Source organism: Pseudomonas sp. PARCl1, from assembly GCF_947311875.1.
GTDB lineage: Bacteria > Pseudomonadota > Gammaproteobacteria > Pseudomonadales > Pseudomonadaceae > Aquipseudomonas > Aquipseudomonas juntendi.
Map to the genome: position 1 here is coordinate 12,546 of NZ_CAMZMX010000012.1, position 13,141 is coordinate 25,686.

The following is a 13,141-nucleotide window of genomic DNA, read 5'->3' on the forward strand; positions in this document are numbered from 1 at the left end:
GTAACCCCTCTCCCAATTATTTCGAGGCGGCGATTCGATCAGCGGCGGGAGGGCCATCAGAGGCAATACGGCGAGCACGACCAACCCCCCAGGCCAGAGCTCGAGTCATCGACTCCCCTGGTCGCGAATCGAAGGCCTCCTCATGGATAGCCATACCGCTAGGGGCATAAACCCCGATGAACATCTGCGTCGTACCTCCCCGCGACAGTCGCACCTGAACATCAATATGCGTTCCATCGCTGAGGGTTTCGTCGTGAGTACGGTGGTGAAGCGTTGGATCAGCCCACCCCCAAAAAACCTCACCGCGAATCCTCATGTCGACCTCCTACGAGTTTAGTTGTATGCCACAGGTGAACTCTCACCATAGCCAAAGCGAGGCGAGACGCAATCTCGGTATCGCAGCTTGAGAACTGAATCGGACCATCGGCCGATTTTCTTGTACCGAACCCAACCACTTGTACAACTCACTGCCGCGATATGGCGGCCAAGGAATGCCTGTGTCCGAAGTAGACGAACGCGACCTTGAACTGCTCAGGCTGGCCGCCAAGGCCGCAAACCTTGAGATCGAGTCATGCACCTGCCGTGACCCAAAGTGGCCTTTCCGCTTGAAGGGTCAGTCGGGTGTGCGTGCTCACTGGAACCCACTCATCAACGACGGCGACGCCTTGAAGCTGGCGGTTGAGCTACGCCTAGATATAGAGATCAATGCCGGTGGAGTGAACGTCTATAGCGGCGACCTCGACGATGGCCTGTACGAGCCGGTCAACGGAGATCTGGGCGATTGCACACGCCGGGCAATCGTTCGTGTCGCTGCTCAAGTCGGTGAACTGCCATGACCCGCCTCGCCCTCTGTCTCCTGCTGCTGGCCACCCTGGCCGGCTGCCAAGGGGAAGCCGAATCAACCACGCGTGCTGGTTCAGACTTCAAGGTCGACCGGCTATTCAAGGTCGATGGCTGCACCGTTTACCGATTCCACGACGGCGGCCGGGCCCGGTACTTCACCAACTGTGCCGGCTCCACCCAGTGGGAAGAGAGCTGTGGGAAGAACTGCTCGCAACAGAGCGGCGTCACCGGCAGCAACTACCAGGCCGGCAACGAGCGCCAGCTCTCCCCGCACGAAACCCAACCCGAACCTACACCAGCTCTGGCGCCTGGGCGCTGGATTGATGAGAGGTATCAGCTGTGAGCAAAGCCGCCCGCAAAGATGTTCTGGACGAAATGACCAAGGAAGACTTGGTGGACTGGATCAGGTCGCAGCACTTTTTCGTCAAGCCCAAGAAGAGCGATGTTCTGTACCTGCGCTGGCATCGGCAATCAGCCGCCGTTATCGATTAGATGGAGAAGGAAAACCGCTCACTTGATCACCTCGACTTCGGAGAGCGTGATCGCCTGGCCAAGCAATTCAACGCCTCAAAAGACCCGAATGAGCGCCTTCGGCTGATCGAGAAGATCGAGCCATATGACAAGGCCATGAGGGACCATCTGAGCCGATCCGAGGCGATTAACCGCAAGCAGAAGCGAGTGGATGCCCTTTACGAGCAGATCGATGTGGAGCGTAGGAAGGAGCAGCGTGCATGACCGACCTGATCGAAGTGAGGGTATCCAACCTGGTCGGCGCGGCGCTGGATTGGGCTGTGGCGCAGGTTGAGGGCATCAGCACAATCATGCTGTCGCCCCGGAAGGACGAGCCCCCAAAGCCCTTCGCACTGTTCGGCTCTCTGGCTCTCAGCGTTGGAGGTGAAGACCAATCGAGCTACACCCCTTCAAGCTGCTGGCACTGCGGCGGCCCGCTGATCGACAAGCATGGAGGCAGCGTTCAGCACGATCGAGGAGTACCCCTTAGCACCCGCTATAGCGCGGGTCCAGATGGTGATGCGGTCTGGTGCTACGGCCCCACGCCACTTATCGCATTCTGCCGAGGCTTAGTCCGCTACAAGCTCGGCGACACCGTCCAGGTGCCGAAGGAGCTTATCCAATGAGCAAACGCGCCGTTCACATGTACGAGTGGGATGGCGGCACCGAGGCCGATCAAGACCCGCCAGAGGACGTGCTTTGCGGCACCGAAGGCGAAATGGAAGACGAGCAGCTTGCCAGCGATTGGCGTCACGTAACCTGCAAGCGCTGCCTGAAAATCCGTGAAAAGCAACTGGGCCGGAGGGCAGCCGAAGAGCGCGACCAGAAGGTAAAGCTATTCGACGAGGCCCAGGCTATTACCATCGGGCTCGGTCACCGCAACATCTCAACCGCTATAAAAGCGCTGATCAAGGAGCGCGACCAGCTGATTGTCGATAACAATCTGCTGCGCGAAGACCGAGACGGCCTACTGGAGTCCGGAGCGCATCTTCTATGACTCTGCCCCTGAAAGCTCTCGTGCTCGGCTTCGCCGCCGGGCTTGGATTCATGGTTGCGCAGGACTTCTGGTGGCTCATCACCGGATGGCTGAGCATTTGCCGCGGCTGACCTTCTAACGCTCTCCCCTTCAACTCATGCCCGCCAGCCAGGCGGGACCATATTGTCGAAGCCGACGAAATGGTCACACCCAACCACTACTCAAGCCCGCCGACATGCGCGGGCGAGGAGCAACCATGTCTGATTTTCAGACCACGACCGAACCCGTGGCCAGGAAGCGCCACGCCTGCTGCGAATGCCGTGGGCATATCGAGCCTGGGCAGCGATACCAACTGGTGGCTGGCTGCTGGGAAGGCTCGATGGAGAGTTTCAAAACCTGCCTTCCGTGCGTTCAAGCCCGCGACTGGGCGACCGCCCAGCCTGAGTGGATGGGCGACGGAGAGCACCTCTACTACTTCGGCATGCTGGAAGAGGACTTGGCAAACCTCGCTCCGGAAATTTCACCGGGTGACGGCCGCCGCTATCGAGCCTATCGGCTGCAGGTGCAAATCTGCCACCGCCGTGACGCTGCGCACCCACAGAAAGCAGCCTGACCACCAACCTGCCGCCACCGGCGGCGTGGAGACCATCATGTGCAAAGTCACCCTCGATGAATGGGCGCACGATCACTTCAGAACGCCGCCCAGCAGCAACACCCTCCGCCGTTGGGCCCGTGAAGGCCTGATCACCCCGGCCCCGGTAAAGCACGGCCGCAGCTACTATGTTGAGGCTGATGCCTGTTACCGGGAGCCCGAGCCGCTGCCCCGCGTTCCTGTGGGTAGTTCCCTTGTAAATAGAATTGCGAGTGCACGATATGGCGCCCAGGCCGCGTAATCCTGGATCAAAGGACCTACCGCCCAACCTCTACAGAAAGACCGACAAGCGAAACGGGGTCACCTACTACACGTACCGCGACCCCGTGAGCAACCGGATGTTTGGCCTGGGCAGCGACAAGGCAAAAGCGATCGCGGAAGCGGTCGCCGCCAACATGGCGCTTCAGATTGTGCCGCCCACACTTTCGGCCCGCATTGCTCCAGAGCCGTCGGCGCCAGATCGAAAGTTCGGTGAATGGGTCGTCGAGTACCGGCAAATCCTGCAGGATCGGGAGCTATCAGAGTCGAGCATGCGCAACCTGCACATGCGCCTGAACCGGTTGGAGAAGGCCTTCGGAGAGCGCGGCATCCGTTCCTTGACCACCATGGACATCGCCGACAACCTATCGGCGCTCGTCAAGGAGGGCAAGGCCCAGATGGCGAGGGTAATGCGCTCACTGCTGCGTGACCTGTTTATGGAAGCAATGGCCAGGGGCTGGGTAGACACAAACCCTGTTGAGGCAACCAGAGCTGCAAGGGTCAAGGTCAAGCGCCAGCGCCTGACCTTGGAAATGTGGAAGGCGATCTATGAGGAGGCAACCCAGCCATGGCTCAAGCGCGCCATGGAACTAGCCCTTATCACCGGGCAGCGGCGGGAGGACATCGCTTCATTCGTTTTCAAGGATGAGGTGGACGGATTCCTGCAGGTCGTCCAATCGAAGACAGGGTCCAGGGTCAGAATCAGCACCAGCGTTACGCTGGAATGCATCGGCCTAAGCCTGGGTGAAGTGATACGGCGTTGTCGGGACAGGGTGCTGTCGAAGCACCTGGTGCACCACCACCGAACAATCAGCCGCGCGAAAGCGGGAACTCCCATCATGCTCGACACAATCAGCAAAGAGTTCGCCGCGGCCCGTGACCGGGCGGCAGCGAAACTTGGTCTCGACCTGGGCTCCAGCCCGCCAACCTTCCACGAACAGCGCTCGTTGGCGGCCCGGCTGCATGAGGAAGAGGGTCGAGACGCACAGCGACTGCTGGGTCACCGTTCGGCCAAGATGACCGATCTATACCGCGACAGTCGTGGCGCTGAATGGATCGATGTCGCATAATCCTGCGACTAATTTTAGGGAGATATTGGGGAGGTTTTGGGGAGGAATCCCAGCCCCTTTAAATTCAATGACTTACACTCTTTACGGCATAAAAGCCTGCGACACCATGAAAAAAGCGCGTACCTGGCTAGAAGACCAGTCCATCGCCTACGAATTCCACGACTACAAGACCCAAGGCATCGACCGTGACAGCCTGAACCGCTGGTGCGACGAACACGGCTGGGAAGTCATCCTCAACCGTGCCGGCACCACGTTCCGCAAGCTGGACGACGCCAGCAAGGCAGACCTCGACCAGGCCAAGGCCGTCGAGCTGATGCTGGCCCAGCCGTCGATGATCAAGCGCCCGGTGCTCGACCTTGGCGCGCGCACGTTGGTCGGCTTCAAGCCTGACCTGTACGCCGCAGCCTTCGCCTGAGCCCCTACCCTATTTCGCACGAGGTAATCACATGTCCAATACCCTGTTCAGCCTGGCCTTCGGTGTCGGCTCCCAGAATCGCCAGGGCGCCTGGCTGGAAGTGTTCTACGCACAACCCCTGCTCAACCCAAGCGCCGAACTGGTCGCCGCAGTCGCGCCTGTTCTTGGTTACCAGGGTGGCAACCAGGCCATCGCCTTCAGCAACGCCCAGGCCGCCCAACTGGCCGAAGCGGTGAAAGGCGTGGATGCCGCCCAGGCCGCGCTGCTGACCCGCCTGGCCGAAAGCCACAAGCCGCTGGTCGCCACCCTGCTGGCCGAAGACGCTGCGCTGGCTTCGACCCCGGAGGCCTACCTCAAGCTGCACCTGCTGTCGCACCGCCTGGTCAAGCCACACGGCGTGAGCCTGGCCGGCATCTTCCCGCTGCTGCCGAACGTGGCGTGGACCAACCAAGGCGCGGTCGACCTGAGCGAACTGGCCGAACTGCAACTCGAAGCACGCCTCAAAGGCGAGTTGCTGGAAGTGTTCTCGGTGGACAAGTTCCCGAAAATGACCGACTACGTGGTCCCCGCCGGCGTGCGTATCGCCGACACCGCCCGTGTGCGCCTGGGCGCCTACATTGGCGAAGGCACCACCATCATGCACGAAGGCTTCGTCAACTTTAACGCTGGCACCGAAGGTCCGGGCATGATCGAAGGCCGGGTTTCCGCTGGCGTATTCGTCGGCAAGGGCTCGGACCTGGGCGGCGGCTGCTCGACCATGGGCACCCTGTCCGGTGGCGGCAACATCGTCATCAAGGTCGGCGAAGGCTGCCTGATCGGCGCCAACGCCGGTATCGGTATCCCGCTGGGTGACCGCAACACCGTCGAAGCGGGCCTGTACATCACTGCCGGCACCAAGGTGAACCTGCTGGACGAGAACAACGAACTGGTCAAGGTGGTCAAGGCGCGTGACCTGGCAGGCCAGACCGACCTGCTGTTCCGCCGCAACTCGCTGAACGGCGCAGTGGAATGCAAGACCCACAAGTCGGCCATCGAGCTGAACGAAGCATTGCACGCCCACAACTGAGAACCTTGCACGGTTTGAGGTGTTAACATCGGGTCTGGCGCCAACACGTCAGACCCGTTTTTCATTTCAGGCCCCGCGATCATGTTCCAGCCCTCCCCCTGGCGTGCCGATTTCCCCGCCATCGACGCCCTGCAACGGCAGCACCAGACCTACCTGGACAGCGCCGCCACTACCCAGAAGCCGCAAGCCTTGCTGGATGCCCTGGGCCATTACTACGCCCATGGCGCGGCCAACGTGCACCGCGCCCAGCACTTGCCCGGCGCACTGGCGACCCAGGCTTTCGAAACCAGCCGCAACAAGGTGGCCGCCTGGCTCAACGCCGCCGATGCCCAGCAAATCGTGTTCACCCATGGCGCCACTTCGGCGTTGAACCTGCTGGCCTATGGCCTGGAGCACCGCTTCGAGGCGGGCGACGAAATTGCCGTCAGCGCGCTGGAGCACCATGCCAACCTGCTGCCCTGGCAGCAACTGGCGCAGCGGCACGACCTGCGCCTGGTGGTACTGCCGCTGGACATTCACGGCCACATCGACCTGGACCAGGCCCTGCAGTTGGTAGGCCCACGCACCCGGGTACTGGCCGTCAGCCAGTTGTCCAACGTGCTGGGCACCTGGCAGCCCTTGCCTGCCCTGCTGGCCCATGCCCGTGCGCAAGGTGCCGTGACCGTGGTCGACGGCGCCCAGGGCGTGGTCCATGGGCGCCATGATGTGCAGCAGCTGGGCTGCGACTTCTATGTGTTTTCCAGCCACAAGCTGTATGGCCCGGACGGTGTCGGCGTGCTCTACGGCCGCAGCCAGGCCTTCGAGCTGCTGCGCCATTGGCAGTTTGGCGGTGAGATGGTGCAACTGGCCGACTACCATAGCGCCAGCTTCCGCCCGGCGCCGTTGGGTTTCGAGGCGGGCACCCCGCCCATTGCCGGGGTGATCGGCCTGGGCGCGACCCTTGCCTACCTGGCCAGCCTCGATGGCCACGCGGTCGCCGCCCACGAAACCAGCCTGCATCAACAACTGCTGCGCGGCCTGGCCGACCGCGAGGGTATCCGGGTGCTGGGCACGCCACAGGCGGCGCTGGCCAGTTTCGTCATCGAGGGCGTGCACAATGCCGATATCGCCCACCTGCTCACCGAGCAGGGCATTGCCGTGCGTGCCGGGCACCACTGCGCCATGCCGCTGCTGAAGGGGCTGGGCCTGGAGGGTGCGATCCGTGTGTCGTTGGGCTTGTACAACGACAGCAGCGACCTGCAGCGCTTCTTCGACGCGCTGGACCAAGGCCTGGAGTTGTTGCGATGAGCCTGCCGGAACAGGCGCTAAAGGCGCTGGCCGCGTTCGAACAGGGCAAGGGCTGGGAACAGCGTGCTCGCTTGCTGATGCAATGGGGCGACCGGCTGGAGCCGCTGGCTGCCAACGAAAAAACCGAGGCCAACCGGGTGCACGGTTGCGAAAGCCTGGTGTGGCTGGTGGCCGAGCAGGCCGATGGCGCATGGCGGTTCAAGGCCGGTAGCGATGCCCGTTTGTTACGCGGGCTGCTGGCCTTGTTGCTGGTGCGGGTGCAGGGTTTGACCAGCGGTGAACTGCTGGCGCTTGACCTGCGGGGGTGGTTCAGCCAGCTGGGGCTGGAGCGCCAGCTGTCGCCGTCGCGCAGCAACGGGCTACATGCGGTGTTGCAGCGCATGGCAGAGCTGGTGGTCAAACGTTAACTGGGGTGGGGGCCAACATCGTTGGGGGCGCTGCGCGCCCCATCGCGACACGAGGCCGCTCCTACAGGGATTTACACGGGCTTGACCCGCTCCGATGGCCGTCGCGCACCGGCCACCAGTTTCTCTATCGCCTTGCTCGCTGCCACCATGCCAAAGGTGGCGGTCACCATCATCACCGCGCCAAAGCCGCCGGCACAATCCAGCCGCACGCCTTCGCCAACGAAGCTTTTCTGCAGGCACACGCTGCCATCGCCCTTGGGGTAACGCAGCTGCTCACTGGAAAACACACATGGCACGCCATAGTTGCGGCTGACATTGCGCGAAAAGTTGTAGTCACGCCGCAACGTGGAGCGGACCCGCGAGGCCAGCGGATCGTTGAAGGTCTTGTTGAGGTCGGCGATCTGGATCTGCGTGGGGTCGATCTGCCCGCCGGCCCCCCCGGTGGTGACGATGGCGATCTTGCGCCGGCGGCACCAGGCGATCAGCGCGGCCTTGGCCATGACGCTGTCGATGCAGTCGATCACGCAGTCCAGGTGTTCGGTGATGTACTCGACCATGGTGTCGCGGGTGACGAAATCGGCGACTGCATGCACCGTGCAGGCCGGGTTGATCGCCCGCAGGCGCTCGGCCATGACCTCGACCTTGGGGCGCCCCACCTGCCCTTCCAGGGCGTGGGCCTGGCGGTTGGTGTTGCTGACGCAGACATCGTCCAGGTCGAACAGGGTGATTTCGCCCACGCCACTGCGCGCCAGCGCTTCGGCCACCCACGAACCCACCCCGCCAATCCCGACCACCGCCACATGGGCCTGGCCCAGGCGTTGCAGGCCTTGGTCGCCGTACAGCCGGGCAACGCCGGCGAAGCGTGGATCTTCTGTACTCATGTTCATACCCCAAAAAACCGGCGCGCATTATATGCCAGCGAGCCCAAGGCCTGCACCGTTAGGAAATGGACTACTAACCCTGCTTTAATGTCCTATCACTTCGACAGAAATGGACGACAATGTCTTCACGTAAATTCGGCCTGAACCTGGTTGTGGTGCTGGCCATCGCTGCGTTGTTCACCGGCTTCTGGGCGCTGATCAATCGCCCGGTTTCCGCGCCCGCCTGGCCAGAACAAATCTCTGGCTTCTCGTATTCGCCGTTCCGCCTGGGTGAAAGCCCGCAAAAGGGCCAGTACCCCAGTGACGAAGAAATGCGTCAGGACCTGGAACAACTGAGCAAACTGACCGACAGCATCCGCATCTACACCGTGGAAGGCACCCAGGCAGACATCCCACGGCTGGCCGAAGAGTTCGGCCTGCGCGTGACACTGGGCATCTGGATCAGCCCCGACCTCGAACGCAACGAGCGGGAAATTGCCACCGCCATCGAGTTGGCCAATACCTCGCGCAGCGTGGTGCGCGTAGTGGTGGGTAACGAGGCGCTGTTCCGCGAAGAAGTGACACCGGAAAACCTCATCAAGTACCTGGACAGGGTGCGTGCCGCGGTCAAGGTCCCGGTAACCACCAGTGAGCAATGGCATATCTGGAAGGAACACCCGGAGCTGGCCAAGCACGTCGACCTGATTGCCGCGCACATCCTGCCTTACTGGGAATTCGTGCCGATGAAAGACTCGGTGGAGTTCGTGCTCGACCGTGCCCGCGAGCTGAAGCAGCAGTTCCCGCGCAAGCCGCTGTTGCTGTCGGAGGTCGGCTGGCCGAGCAATGGCCGCATGCGCGGGGGCGCCGATGCCACCCAGGCCGATCAGGCCATCTACCTGCGCACCTTGGTCAACACGCTCAACCGCCGTGGCTACAACTATTTCGTCATCGAAGCCTATGACCAGCCCTGGAAGGCCAGCGACGAAGGCTCGGTAGGCGCTTACTGGGGCGTTTACAACGCCGAGCGCCAGCAGAAGTTCAACTTCGAGGGGCCCGTGGTGGCCATTCCGCAGTGGCGCGCCCTGGCGGTCGCTTCGGTAGTGCTGGCCATGATCGCGCTGATGGTGCTGTTCATCGACGGCTCGGCCTTGCGCCAACGCGGCCGGACCTTCCTGACGTTCATCACCTTCCTGTGCGGGTCGGTGCTGGTGTGGATCGCCTACGACTACAGCCAGCAATACAGCACCTGGTTCAGCCTGACCGTCGGCGTGTTGCTGGCGCTCGGCGCATTGGGGGTGTTCATCGTGCTGCTCACCGAGGCGCATGAACTGGCCGAGGCGGTGTGGATCCACAAGCGCCGCCGCGAGTTCCTGCCGGTACAGGCCGACAGCGCCTACCGGCCCAAGGTGTCGGTGCATGTACCGTGCTACAACGAGCCGCCAGAAATGGTCAAGCAGACCCTCGACGCCCTGGCCGCGCTGGATTACCCCGATTATGAAGTGCTGGTGATCGACAACAACACCAAGGACCCGGCCGTGTGGGAACCGCTCAAGGCCCATTGCGAGAAACTGGGCGAGCGGTTCAAGTTCTTCCACGTCGCGCCCTTGGCTGGCTTCAAGGGCGGCGCGCTGAACTACCTGATCCCGCACACCGCGCCAGACGCCGAAGTGATCGCGGTGATCGACTCGGACTACTGCGTCGACCGCAACTGGCTCAAGCACATGGTGCCGCACTTCGCCGACCCGAAAATTGCCGTGGTGCAGTCGCCGCAGGACTACCGCGACCAACACGAAAGTGCATTCAAGAAGCTGTGCTACAGCGAATACAAGGGCTTCTTCCACATCGGCATGGTCACCCGCAACGACCGTGACGCGATCATCCAGCATGGCACCATGACCATGACCCGGCGCAGCGTGCTGCAAGAACTGGGCTGGGCCGAGTGGTGTATCTGCGAGGACGCCGAACTGGGCCTGCGTGTGTTCGAAAAGGGCCTGTCGGCCGCTTATGCCCACAACAGTTATGGCCAGGGCTTGATGCCCGACACGTTCATCGATTTCAAGAAACAGCGCTTCCGCTGGGCATACGGTGCCATCCAGATCATCAAGCACCACGCCGGCGCCCTGCTGCGCGGCACGGGTAGCCAGCTGACGCGCGGCCAGCGCTACCACTTTCTGGCCGGCTGGCTGCCCTGGATCGCCGATGGCATGAACATTTTCTTCACCATCGGCGCGCTGCTGTGGTCGGCCGCGATGATCATCGTGCCGCACCGGGTCGACCCGCCACTGATGATTTTCGCCATCCCGCCGCTGGCGCTGTTCTTCTTCAAGGTCGGCAAGATCCTGTTCCTCTACCGGCGTGCGGTGGGGGTGAACATGAAGGATGCCTTCGCGGCGGCGCTGGCAGGGCTGGCGCTGTCGCATACCATCGCCAAAGCGGTGCTGTACGGGTTCTTCACCAGCAGCATGCCGTTCATCCGCACGCCAAAGCATGCCGACAGCCATGGCTTGCTGGTGGCGATTGCCGAGGCGCGCGAGGAACTGTTCATCATGCTGCTGTTGTGGGGCGCAGCGCTGGGTATCTACCTGGTGCAGGGGCTGCCGAGTTCGGACATGCGCTTCTGGATGGCCATGCTGCTGGTGCAGTCGTTGCCGTACGTGGCGGCACTGGTGATGGCGCTGCTGTCGTCGCTGCCCAAGCCTGCGCACAAGGCTGCCGAGGCGCAGCAGGCTTGAGATGTTGGGGGCGCTTGGCGCCCCTTTCGCGACTGGTTTGCTATAAGATAACGCCCCTCAGATTTCCCCGCCTTGCCTTGCCCCGGAGTTCCCCATGACGGCCCCTGCCGAGCTCTCGCCTACCCTTCAACTGGCCTGCGACCTGATCCGTCGCCCCTCCGTCACCCCCGTCGACGCCGATTGCCAGGCGCAAATGATGAACCGCCTCGGCGCCGTGGGCTTCCAGCTCGAGCCGATGCGCATCGAAGACGTCGACAATTTCTGGGCGACCCATGGCCAGCAGGAAGGCCCGGTACTGTGCTTCGCCGGCCACACCGACGTGGTGCCCACCGGCCCGGTGCAGCAATGGCAGCATGAACCGTTCGATGCGCTGATCGACGCCGACGGCATGCTGTGCGGCCGCGGCGCAGCCGACATGAAAGGCAGCCTGGCCTGCATGGTGGTTGCCAGCGAACGCTTCGTGCGGGATTACCCCGACCACCGCGGCAAGGTCGCGTTCCTGATCACCAGCGACGAGGAAGGCCCGGCCCACCACGGCACCAAGGCTGTGGTCGAACGCCTCAAAGCACGTAACCAGCGCCTGGACTGGTGCATCGTCGGCGAACCGTCCAGCACCACCCTGCTGGGTGACGTGGTCAAGAACGGCCGCCGCGGCTCGCTGGGCGCCAAGCTGACCGTGCGCGGCAAACAGGGCCATGTGGCCTACCCGCACCTGGCGCGCAACCCCATTCACCTGGCCGCACCGGCCCTGGCGGAGCTGGCAGCCGAGCACTGGGACGAAGGCAATGCATTCTTCCCGCCGACCAGCTTCCAGATCTCCAACCTCAACTCCGGCACCGGTGCCACCAACGTGGTCCCGGGCGAGCTGACTGCGCTGTTCAATTTCCGGTTCTCCACCGAGTCCACCGTCGAAGGCCTGCAGGCGCGGGTGTCGGCGATCCTCGACAAGCACGAACTGGACTGGTCGATCGACTGGGCGCTGTCAGGCCTGCCGTTCCTCACCGAGCCGGGCGAGCTGCTGGGTGCCGTTTCGGCCAGCATCAAAAGTGTCACCGGCCGCGACACCCAACCGTCGACCAGCGGCGGCACGTCCGATGGCCGCTTCATCGCCACCCTGGGCACCCAGGTGGTCGAGCTGGGCCCGGTCAACGCCACCATCCACCAGGTGGACGAGCGGATTCTGGCCAGCGACCTCGACCTGCTGACCGAAATCTACTACCAGACCCTGGTCCGGTTGCTCGCCTGATGCTTGCCTGCCCCCTTTGCCAGGCGCCGCTGGCGCAAGTCGACAACGGCGTGGCCTGCCCGGCAGGCCACCGCTTCGACCGGGCCCGCCAGGGCTACCTGAACCTGCTGCCGGTGCAGCACAAGAACAGCCGTGACCCGGGTGACAACCAGGCCATGGTTGAGGCGCGTCGCGACTTTCTCGACGGTGGCCACTACGCGCCGGTGGCCCAGCGCCTGGCCGAACTGGCCGCCGAGCGCCAGCCCGGTGCGTGGCTGGACATTGGCTGCGGCGAGGGTTACTACACCGCGCAGTTGGCCCAGGCCCTGCCTGCTGCCGACGGTTACGCCCTGGATATCTCCCGCGAGGCGGTCAAGCGTGCCTGCCGCCGCGCACCGGCTGTCACCTGGATGGTCGCCAGCATGGCCCGGGTGCCGCTGGCCGATGCCAGCTGCCAGTTCATCGCCAGCGTATTCAGCCCGCTGGACTGGGCCGAAGCCAAACGCCTGCTCAGCCCCGGCGGTGGCCTGATGCGGGTAGGCCCGACCAGCGGCCACCTGATGGAACTGCGCGAAGTGCTCTACGATGAAGTACGCCCTTACGCCGACGACAAGCACCTGGCCCTGGTCCCCGAGGGCATGGTCCATGCCCACAGCGAAACCCTGGCGTTGCGCCTGAGCCTGGCAGCCCCCAAGGCCCGCGCCGACCTGCTGGCCATGACCCCACACGGCTGGCGCGCCAGCGCCGAAAAACGTGCACGGGTAATCGACCAGCCCGAGCCGTTCGAGGTAACGGTTTCCATGCGTTATGACTATTTTGTGCGCCAAGACTGAGCACACC

Annotated in this window: 18 protein-coding genes; 16 read left to right on the forward strand and 2 right to left on the reverse strand. The window is 63.1% G+C overall.

The window, feature by feature from the left end:
• Positions 1 to 16: 16 nt before the first annotated feature.
• A complete protein-coding gene (locus tag QME24_RS09065; protein WP_049274152.1) occupies positions 17 to 316 on the reverse strand; it encodes a hypothetical protein in 300 nt (99 codons plus the stop codon).
• 175 nt (positions 317 to 491) lie between these two features.
• On the opposite strand from QME24_RS09065, the gene QME24_RS09070 reads away from it, so the two are divergent.
• The 13 genes from QME24_RS09070 to QME24_RS09130 all read left to right on the forward strand — a co-directional run bounded on the left by QME24_RS09070 (position 492) and on the right by QME24_RS09130 (position 7,484).
• The gene (locus QME24_RS09070) at positions 492 to 836 is read left to right on the forward strand and encodes a hypothetical protein (RefSeq protein WP_281690816.1); all 345 of its coding nucleotides are present in this window, start codon (positions 492 to 494) and stop codon (positions 834 to 836) included.
• Positions 833 to 1,186, forward strand: coding sequence for a DUF4884 domain-containing protein (locus QME24_RS09075; protein ID WP_137137336.1), 354 nt, complete (start codon positions 833 to 835; stop codon positions 1,184 to 1,186). Before QME24_RS09070 ends, QME24_RS09075 begins: the two co-directional genes overlap by 4 nt.
• The gene (locus tag QME24_RS09080) at positions 1,183 to 1,335 is read left to right on the forward strand and encodes a hypothetical protein (protein WP_281690817.1); all 153 of its coding nucleotides are present in this window, start codon (positions 1,183 to 1,185) and stop codon (positions 1,333 to 1,335) included. Before QME24_RS09075 ends, QME24_RS09080 begins: the two co-directional genes overlap by 4 nt.
• Complete coding sequence (locus QME24_RS09085) at positions 1,336 to 1,578, forward strand: hypothetical protein (protein WP_281690818.1); 243 nt, start codon at positions 1,336 to 1,338, stop codon at positions 1,576 to 1,578.
• A complete protein-coding gene (locus QME24_RS09090) occupies positions 1,575 to 1,979 on the forward strand; it encodes a phage protein NinX family protein (RefSeq protein ID WP_024086936.1) in 405 nt (134 codons plus the stop codon). Before QME24_RS09085 ends, QME24_RS09090 begins: the two co-directional genes overlap by 4 nt.
• Positions 1,976 to 2,350, forward strand: coding sequence for a hypothetical protein (locus QME24_RS09095; RefSeq protein ID WP_024086935.1), 375 nt, complete (start codon positions 1,976 to 1,978; stop codon positions 2,348 to 2,350). Before QME24_RS09090 ends, QME24_RS09095 begins: the two co-directional genes overlap by 4 nt.
• 235 nt (positions 2,351 to 2,585) lie before the next feature.
• Positions 2,586 to 2,942 (forward strand): hypothetical protein, encoded by a 357-nt coding sequence (locus QME24_RS09100; protein WP_196183103.1) that lies wholly within the window; start codon positions 2,586 to 2,588, stop codon positions 2,940 to 2,942.
• A gap of 37 nt (positions 2,943 to 2,979) precedes the next feature.
• Positions 2,980 to 3,222 (forward strand): excisionase, encoded by a 243-nt coding sequence (locus QME24_RS09105; RefSeq protein ID WP_080667897.1) that lies wholly within the window; start codon positions 2,980 to 2,982, stop codon positions 3,220 to 3,222.
• Positions 3,203 to 4,309, forward strand: coding sequence for a phage integrase Arm DNA-binding domain-containing protein (locus QME24_RS09110; protein WP_281690828.1), 1,107 nt, complete (start codon positions 3,203 to 3,205; stop codon positions 4,307 to 4,309). The genes QME24_RS09105 and QME24_RS09110 overlap by 20 nt, the downstream gene beginning before the upstream one ends.
• Before the next feature lie 67 nt (positions 4,310 to 4,376).
• On the forward strand, positions 4,377 to 4,724 hold the full coding sequence (locus QME24_RS09115; RefSeq protein WP_054881204.1) for an ArsC family reductase: 348 nt from the start codon (positions 4,377 to 4,379) through the stop codon (positions 4,722 to 4,724).
• Between the two features lie 31 nt (positions 4,725 to 4,755).
• Positions 4,756 to 5,790, forward strand: a complete 1,035-nt coding sequence (gene dapD / locus QME24_RS09120; protein WP_009686960.1) for a 2,3,4,5-tetrahydropyridine-2,6-dicarboxylate N-succinyltransferase — start codon at positions 4,756 to 4,758, stop codon at positions 5,788 to 5,790.
• Between the two features lie 81 nt (positions 5,791 to 5,871).
• Positions 5,872 to 7,077: a cysteine desulfurase gene (locus QME24_RS09125; RefSeq protein ID WP_029885081.1), complete on the forward strand. Its 1,206-nt coding sequence runs from the start codon at positions 5,872 to 5,874 to the stop codon at positions 7,075 to 7,077.
• On the forward strand, positions 7,074 to 7,484 hold the full coding sequence (locus QME24_RS09130) for a SufE family protein (RefSeq protein WP_054881203.1): 411 nt from the start codon (positions 7,074 to 7,076) through the stop codon (positions 7,482 to 7,484). The genes QME24_RS09125 and QME24_RS09130 overlap by 4 nt, the downstream gene beginning before the upstream one ends.
• A gap of 71 nt (positions 7,485 to 7,555) precedes the next feature.
• On the opposite strand, the gene tcdA is transcribed toward QME24_RS09130, so the two are convergent.
• Positions 7,556 to 8,365 (reverse strand): tRNA cyclic N6-threonylcarbamoyladenosine(37) synthase TcdA, encoded by an 810-nt coding sequence (gene tcdA / locus QME24_RS09135; RefSeq protein ID WP_009686964.1) that lies wholly within the window; start codon positions 8,363 to 8,365, stop codon positions 7,556 to 7,558.
• Between the two features lie 119 nt (positions 8,366 to 8,484).
• Between tcdA and QME24_RS09140 the strand changes: the two genes are divergently transcribed.
• The 3 genes from QME24_RS09140 to QME24_RS09150 all read left to right on the forward strand — a co-directional run bounded on the left by QME24_RS09140 (position 8,485) and on the right by QME24_RS09150 (position 13,134).
• Positions 8,485 to 11,076: a glycosyltransferase gene (locus QME24_RS09140; RefSeq protein ID WP_281690819.1), complete on the forward strand. Its 2,592-nt coding sequence runs from the start codon at positions 8,485 to 8,487 to the stop codon at positions 11,074 to 11,076.
• A 94-nt stretch (positions 11,077 to 11,170) separates the two neighbouring features.
• Entirely contained in the window at positions 11,171 to 12,322 is a 1,152-nt protein-coding gene (gene dapE / locus QME24_RS09145; protein WP_054881202.1) for a succinyl-diaminopimelate desuccinylase, read from the forward strand.
• Positions 12,322 to 13,134 (forward strand): putative RNA methyltransferase, encoded by an 813-nt coding sequence (locus QME24_RS09150; protein WP_047150000.1) that lies wholly within the window; start codon positions 12,322 to 12,324, stop codon positions 13,132 to 13,134. The genes dapE and QME24_RS09150 overlap by 1 nt, the downstream gene beginning before the upstream one ends.
• The last annotated feature ends 7 nt before the right edge of the window (positions 13,135 to 13,141 follow it).

What these genes read in the sequence shown, in the direction of transcription:
- QME24_RS09150 (WP_047150000.1), top strand. Translation starts at nt 12,322, where the DNA reads ATGCTTGCCTGCCCCCTTTGCCAGGCGCCGCTGGCGCAAGTCGACAAC.
- QME24_RS09085 (WP_281690818.1), top strand. Translation starts at nt 1,336, where the DNA reads ATGGAGAAGGAAAACCGCTCACTTGATCACCTCGACTTCGGAGAGCGT.
- QME24_RS09105 (WP_080667897.1), top strand. Translation starts at nt 2,980, where the DNA reads ATGTGCAAAGTCACCCTCGATGAATGGGCGCACGATCACTTCAGAACG.
- QME24_RS09130 (WP_054881203.1), top strand. Translation starts at nt 7,074, where the DNA reads ATGAGCCTGCCGGAACAGGCGCTAAAGGCGCTGGCCGCGTTCGAACAG.
- QME24_RS09075 (WP_137137336.1), top strand. Translation starts at nt 833, where the DNA reads ATGACCCGCCTCGCCCTCTGTCTCCTGCTGCTGGCCACCCTGGCCGGC.
- QME24_RS09115 (WP_054881204.1), top strand. Translation starts at nt 4,377, where the DNA reads ATGACTTACACTCTTTACGGCATAAAAGCCTGCGACACCATGAAAAAA.
- QME24_RS09100 (WP_196183103.1), top strand. Translation starts at nt 2,586, where the DNA reads ATGTCTGATTTTCAGACCACGACCGAACCCGTGGCCAGGAAGCGCCAC.
- QME24_RS09110 (WP_281690828.1), top strand. Translation starts at nt 3,203, where the DNA reads ATGGCGCCCAGGCCGCGTAATCCTGGATCAAAGGACCTACCGCCCAAC.
- QME24_RS09140 (WP_281690819.1), top strand. Translation starts at nt 8,485, where the DNA reads ATGTCTTCACGTAAATTCGGCCTGAACCTGGTTGTGGTGCTGGCCATC.
- QME24_RS09095 (WP_024086935.1), top strand. Translation starts at nt 1,976, where the DNA reads ATGAGCAAACGCGCCGTTCACATGTACGAGTGGGATGGCGGCACCGAG.
- dapE (WP_054881202.1), top strand. Translation starts at nt 11,171, where the DNA reads ATGACGGCCCCTGCCGAGCTCTCGCCTACCCTTCAACTGGCCTGCGAC.
- dapD (WP_009686960.1), top strand. Translation starts at nt 4,756, where the DNA reads ATGTCCAATACCCTGTTCAGCCTGGCCTTCGGTGTCGGCTCCCAGAAT.
- QME24_RS09090 (WP_024086936.1), top strand. Translation starts at nt 1,575, where the DNA reads ATGACCGACCTGATCGAAGTGAGGGTATCCAACCTGGTCGGCGCGGCG.
- QME24_RS09065 (WP_049274152.1), bottom strand. Translation starts at nt 316, where the DNA reads ATGAGGATTCGCGGTGAGGTTTTTTGGGGGTGGGCTGATCCAACGCTT.
- tcdA (WP_009686964.1), bottom strand. Translation starts at nt 8,365, where the DNA reads ATGAGTACAGAAGATCCACGCTTCGCCGGCGTTGCCCGGCTGTACGGC.
- QME24_RS09070 (WP_281690816.1), top strand. Translation starts at nt 492, where the DNA reads ATGCCTGTGTCCGAAGTAGACGAACGCGACCTTGAACTGCTCAGGCTG.
- QME24_RS09125 (WP_029885081.1), top strand. Translation starts at nt 5,872, where the DNA reads ATGTTCCAGCCCTCCCCCTGGCGTGCCGATTTCCCCGCCATCGACGCC.